Below are 6,178 nucleotides of genomic sequence, written 5' to 3'. Positions count from 1 at the left end.
TTCTACTGTAATGATTTTGGCTTTATTATAAGTGATCATCCGAACATGATATTAGTATAATTATCTTCCTTTTATTGGGCAGTGAATTTTTTATCAAAAAAGCAGAAATATCAGTTGTACAAAGTAGAGAAAAAACTTTAAATTCTATAAAAAAAGTAATTTGCTTACAGGTTGCTTTGGGAAATCAAATTGAAGCATTGAAGGATTATTTATTTATCGATCAAAATACTGTTGATATGATACGTTATCAGCGAGCTAAATTAGAATTCAAAACCTGTCTACAGAACTTAGAGTATTTAATGCCAGAGGTTGAAGAAATTCCAGTTATTAAACGTCGTCATAAAAATATAATTCGTTTAGCAAATAGTTTGGAAAATACTTCCTATAGTATACCCGAAATTCAACAAGATATTCGTGCCCTAAATTCCTTTTCTAAAGATATTGAATTGTATTTAAAGTTTTTAGCGAAAACAACAGAATCCCAGGACGATATAGCTCGACAAAAAGCACAACAATTAAAGCAAATTTCCAGGTTAGCGAAGTATGTAATAATTGGGTCAATTTTTTTTGTATTTATCCTACAGTTTAAGATGATTTTTATACCTGTAATTAATTCGATTCAAGAACTAAAAGAAGGAACTAATAAAATTGGCAAGGGAGAGCTAAATCATCGCTTAAAGATTGAAACAAATGATGAAATTGGAGAATTAGCAGCAGGTTTTAATCAGATGACTATTCAATTAGCAGAATCTCGTCAAAACTTGGGGGATAAGCTTCAAGAATTGACCCTAGTAAATCATAATTTAAACACTGAAATTGAGAACCGTAATCGTGCTGAGGCTGAACTGCAAAAAAGTATAGGTCTAATTCAAAGCGAGAAAATGTCAAGTTTAAGTCAGATGGTAGCTGGAATTGCCCATGAAATTAATAACCCTGTCAATTTTATTCATGGTAATCTTACTCATGCTGAAACTTATAGCCAAGATTTATTAAATTTAGTTGATTTATATCAACAACACTATCCAAATCCTGCCCCAGAAATTGAAGATGAATTAGACGCAATTGAACTAGATTTCTTAGTTGAAGATTTTTCTAAATTGTTAACATCAATGCGAATGGGAACTCAAAGAATCAAAGAAATTGTGACATCATTACGAACTTTTTCTCGACTTGATGAAGCAGATATTAAAAAAGTAGATATCCATCAAGGATTAGATGGAAGTTTGTTGATTTTGCAACACCGTTTAAAAGTAAAAGAAAATCGCCCAGAAATTCGAGTTATTAAAGATTATGGTCAATTAGCATTAATTTCTTGTTATTCTGGACAGTTAAACCAAGTTTTTCTGAATATTTTGACTAATGCAATTGATGCCTTGGAAGAGCAAAATCAAACTCGTACCTTAGAAGAAATTCATGCCTATCCCAGTCAAATTCGGATACAAACTTTTACCAATACCGATAAAACCTGGGCAACAATTAAAATTTCAGATAATGGTTGTGGCATTCCACCGAATGTTCTAGAAAAATTATTTAACCCATTTTTTACGACTAAACCTGTGGGAAAAGGAACAGGTTTAGGATTAGCGATCGCCTATCAAATTATTACAGATCGGCATCACGGCAAAATTAATTGTTATTCAGAAGCAGGAAAAGGGGCAGAATTTGTAATTGAAATTCCGATTCAGGAAACTCATTGAAGAAGGAGTCAGGAGACAGGAGTAAGGAGTCAGAAGTTGTTTTTGTAACGGGGATTTTGATGAACCCTCTAACCCACATTTCTCCTTAAAAGGTAGGGTTTTAGACCCAATTAGTATGATCTCTTTACTCCTTAGACACCGCATCACAGTCAGCTAAATACCACCGCCACGGTAACTCCGTTCCTTTTGTAATGCCAATACGAGTTGTTTGTACTATTCGCAAATCTTCCTGAAATTGGGGAGGGCGATGTTCCAACCACATAGGTTGCCCCACTTGTAACGGCAAACCATTCAAACTCAGGTCTATATTAAGTAGACGACAAAGCTTACCAGGCCCCGCAGCCAAACGAGAAATTTGAGATTTTGATTTTTGTTTTGGGATATGCTCCCACAACCAATCTGGCACAGACTCCAATTGTAAAGCTCTAATTAAGACAACACTAGGCACCCCATCTGCATCTGTCACAATATTTAGACAGTGGTACATCCCGTAAATGAGGAAAACATAGCTCATTCCTGGAGGGCCAAACATCACCCCATTTCGTGGGGTACGACTACGATAACCGTGACAAGCAGGGTCTCCTGGTGCATAAGCTTCGGTTTCTACTATTGTGCTGCGGATAATTTGGTCATCGGATATTCGTCGAACTAAAGTACAACCTATTAATTCTGGGGCAACTTCAGGGGACGGGCGTTTTAGCCAAGTATTGTCTATAATCTCATTTGTTTGAGTAAAATTCATTCTTTAAAGGAGAATCTGCAATTATGGATATCAAATTAATTCTAGTGGGATTAACTGTTTTATTTACTATTGGTTGTCTGTTTTTTGGTACACAGAATGGATTCTATGATTCTGATGATTATCATGGAAATGGCTCCGCTCACTAAGTAGGCGTTTCGCTGCGCGACATGAAACGCGTTAGCGATGCGGAGCATTATTGCTCAAATATTTTAGTTTTTCAATTTTTGATAATTTAGTTCTTGGGTAGAAGATCGAGCTATCCAAGAATTTTTTTTATAGCAATTTTCATCAATATAGAGTACAGAGATTTGGGTTGAAAGGAAGAAGGCTTTAGTTATCTAGGAGAGAAGGCTTTAGTTATCTAGGAGAGAAGGAAGAATTTTTGTACTCTACCTTTGTGAAAACCGCTATAAATGAAATTCTATTTTTTGTCAAAAAGATTGTTATAAATACTGTCACTTGAGTTATTGTCATTGCGACGATAGGAAACAATCTTGCGCAACCCCTAAGATTGCTTCCTTTCACTCGGTTCCAGTCGCAATGACTTATAATAACTAATTATTAGGTTGTAAGATTTTATTGTAGGGGTTTAGTATCCAAATCCTGTTTTCGCTTGGGTTTGGAGACAAAACCCCTACAGGTTTTTTCAGACATCATTTTATAGTGCTATATGAATATATGATTCTAGAGTATTTATTATTATTCTTCTCCACCTCTAATACTGCCGTCTGGCATAATTGTATTATCAAAAATTGCGCCATCTAAGTTAGCATTATTCAGGTTAGCATTAGTAAAATTAGCATTAGTTAAATCTGCATCGCTTAAGTCAGTATTTTCTAAATTGGCATTAGTAAAATTTGTATCACTCAAGTCTGCATCACTCAAATTTGCACCACTTAAATTAGCATTACTAAAATTAGCTGAAGATAATTCAGATTCAGATAAATCTATATTTCTTAAATCTTTACCACTCAAATCTGTTTCAGGACCAACAAACATTAATCCTGCTTCATCAAGGTCAATATCTGGTGGCAAATCTTCTGGATCTAAATAAAGAGCATCTTGAAAATTTACATCAGTATAGTTTGCGTTGCTCCAACCAGACATGGCTTTAATATGAGCATTACTGAAGTCAGCATTACTAAAATTTGAACCCTGAATATAAACATCATAAAAAGTAGTGTGACTGAGATTAACATTACTCAAGTTACAATTATCAAAAGTAACTTCGCTTAATTGAGCATGACTAATATTTGCACCAATCAAATTACAGTTATCGAAAGTTGATTGAAATCCACCCATTTGAGTTAAATTTGCATTAGTCAAATTGGAATTGTCTATGGTGCTATGATCGTAACTTGTATCTGTTAAATCTGCATTGCTTAAATCTATATTTTGCCAGCTTATTCCCTCTAAGTTGACGTGACTAAGATTAGCATTTATGAAAGTGGTATTTTCTACTTCTGCACTAACTAACTGAGCATTACTTAAATTAGTATTATTTAAATTGACATTGTGTAATTTTGCTCTGCTCAAGTCGCAGTCGCTTAGATTAATTTCTTCTAGAGAAATATTGCTTAATTCAATATATTGAAATTTCACACCAGAAAAATCTCTTTCTCCAGCTTGATAACGTTGGATTAATTCATTAGTATCCATAATTTTTTTTCTCCAAAAGTAAGGAATAAGTAAGGAAGAAATAGAATAAATTGCGATGCACCTTTTTATACTATTATTTTTTTAAAGTGGTATTACAAGTGCTTCAAGTCCTCTTTAAAAATAAAAGACCGTCCTTAATGTACCCGTAAAAATTGTACCATTACTCTTTTGATTACTAGAATCAAAAACGGCTTGAAATACAGGAGAAATTGAAATATTATCATTCACAGCATAACTATAAAAAACCTCTAAATTGGTCTGAGTAGAATTACCAATTTCATTCACAACAAAAGGCTGCCCAACTGCTACTCCCACACGATCGCCTTCTTGCAAAACATCTAACCCAGAAAGACCTGCCATCCAATAATTAGGATTAATATCACCAAAATCTGTATCCTTGTAACTACTATAGCCATAGCGACCAAAGACAGCAAACTTGGAAGCAAAACCCCACTCAAAATTCACTCCTATCGCATCAAAACGACGAGCAAAAACTCTGCCTCCACTATAAATCAAACGTAGACTAAACTTAGACGAAGGATTATATTCAAATTCCACCATTCCTTGATGAAAACCAAATAACCCCCGGGAACCCCTGCCATCAGAATAGAGTAATGATGTAAACAAAGAAACGGGTAAAGGAGTTTGACCATTTTGGGTAGGGTTAGCTGAATCTGGGGCAATGTATAAAGCACGAAGGTTAAAAGCACTGCCTCCAGGGTTCCATTGTAATATTGCTCCACCACCAATGGCATCCATAGGAAATATGACATAGTTATAAACCAAGTTGGCTGTGGAAAAGTCGCGAAAGCTTAAGTTAGCGTAGCTATTATTGTCTATATAATCCAACGCTTCAATTAAAGGTCCTACAGTTAGGGATAAATTTTCCACTACCTCAAAACTGTAGAAGACTCTCCCAATGCCAAACTCGTCATCTCGAAGAGGTCGTCTAGTAATATCTAGAATACTGCCAAAGTTAGGTTCGAGTATTGCTGTAGCGTTGTCAAGAATTCCATTACTACCTGTATCAACCCGCAGTTTTAATAAGTCTGTACCTCGGAAACTTGTATCAAAATCGAAAACTACTCGATATAAGAATGTAGCTTGAGGATTTTCGTCTGCTAGCTCTCTGCCATTAGGATCAATGAGGCGATCGCCATCAAACCCACCAGCATTCACAGCAAAAATTGTCTGACCGTTTAATTTTGTGGTAGTGGAAAATTGTTGTGCTTCCAAAGCATCAACTCGGTTTTCTAATGCTTCCGTGCGTGATTTGAGGTTAGCTATTTCTACCTGAAAATCTTGTATCAGTCTTTCGACAACTATCAAGTCGTCTTCTTGAATTAATTCTGCTTGACTTTCTGCCAGAAAACTTTCCAGAGTTTGCCAACAAGCATTTAAAGCTGCTGCAAATTCATATCTAGTTATGGCGCGGTTGCCTCGATAAGTATTGTCAGGATAACCAGAGAGACAGTCATAGCGATCGCGCAAACTCAGCAATGCGGAATAGGCCCAATCGGTAGGTAAAACATCATCTAATTGATAAACAGGTATTTGTTGGGTAATGGGGTCATTTGGTTTGGTCTCAGTAAATTCTTCAGCATAGTTTTGAACTTGCCCCATCAACTCCTGTTTATCTTCTGTGGCCAGGGTTTTTCCACTGCTTAAAGATAATAGATTGATTAAGGTCAAACTGATGAGGATAATTTTTTTCTTACCATGACTTTTGAATAATTGCAAGCTATTTCCCCCTAAAATAGTTTATTCTGAAGTCAGATTTTATCAGAAGAGGGGGAAATTACAGAAAAAAATATAGTTTATCGAACCGAAATTGATATTAGAGCAAATCTGAAAAAAAGTGGGAACATACATTTTACTACATTTTAGTAGTTAAAACTAGCTGAAAAAATTAGTTTTATTGCGTACTTTTTCGTAGGCAATTATTCTTTCTATAAGTGGGTAAGTAGCGATCGCGCCTGTTATCAAAAATCGGGTTTATTGATAAAAGCGATGGGCTAGGATATCTTATATCAAATCCGGTAGTATCGGTGTAATTAGATAGTTAATCTAGGAGTCAGGA

At 35.3% G+C, this 6,178-nt stretch carries 5 protein-coding genes; 2 read left to right on the top strand and 3 right to left on the bottom strand.

Going from position 1 to position 6,178, the window contains the following annotated elements; translation table 11 throughout:
• The first annotated feature begins 74 nt into the window (after nt 1-74).
• Nucleotides 75-1,697, top strand: coding sequence for an ATP-binding protein (locus ACP6PL_RS08310; RefSeq protein ID WP_426544446.1), 1,623 nt, complete (start codon nt 75-77; stop codon nt 1,695-1,697).
• A 124-nt stretch (nt 1,698-1,821) separates the two neighbouring features.
• On the opposite strand, the gene ACP6PL_RS08305 is transcribed toward ACP6PL_RS08310, so the two are convergent.
• Nucleotides 1,822-2,439 (bottom strand): DNA-3-methyladenine glycosylase, encoded by a 618-nt coding sequence (locus tag ACP6PL_RS08305; RefSeq protein WP_426544444.1) that lies wholly within the window; start codon nt 2,437-2,439, stop codon nt 1,822-1,824.
• A 23-nt stretch (nt 2,440-2,462) separates the two neighbouring features.
• Between ACP6PL_RS08305 and ACP6PL_RS08300 the strand changes: the two genes are divergently transcribed.
• Nucleotides 2,463-2,585, top strand: coding sequence for a hypothetical protein (locus tag ACP6PL_RS08300; protein ID WP_094678727.1), 123 nt, complete (start codon nt 2,463-2,465; stop codon nt 2,583-2,585).
• 553 nt (nt 2,586-3,138) lie between these two features.
• Here ACP6PL_RS08300 and ACP6PL_RS08295 read toward each other — a convergent pair.
• Nucleotides 3,139-4,098 carry a pentapeptide repeat-containing protein gene (locus ACP6PL_RS08295; protein ID WP_426544441.1) on the bottom strand — a complete coding sequence of 320 codons (960 nt, stop codon included), beginning with the start codon at nt 4,096-4,098 and terminating at the stop codon, nt 3,139-3,141.
• Nucleotides 4,099-4,212: 114 nt separating this feature from the next.
• Nucleotides 4,213-5,838 (bottom strand): iron uptake porin, encoded by a 1,626-nt coding sequence (locus ACP6PL_RS08290; protein ID WP_426544439.1) that lies wholly within the window; start codon nt 5,836-5,838, stop codon nt 4,213-4,215.
• Between the last annotated feature and the right edge of the window lie 340 nt (nt 5,839-6,178).

It is taken from the genome of Dapis purpurea BLCC-M126, assembly GCF_050015975.1.
In the GTDB taxonomy this organism is placed as follows: Bacteria; Cyanobacteriota; Cyanobacteriia; order Cyanobacteriales; family Microcoleaceae; genus Trichodesmium.
The sequence above is the reverse complement of the archived record's forward strand: the minus strand, read 5'-3'. Positions and strand labels throughout refer to the sequence as shown.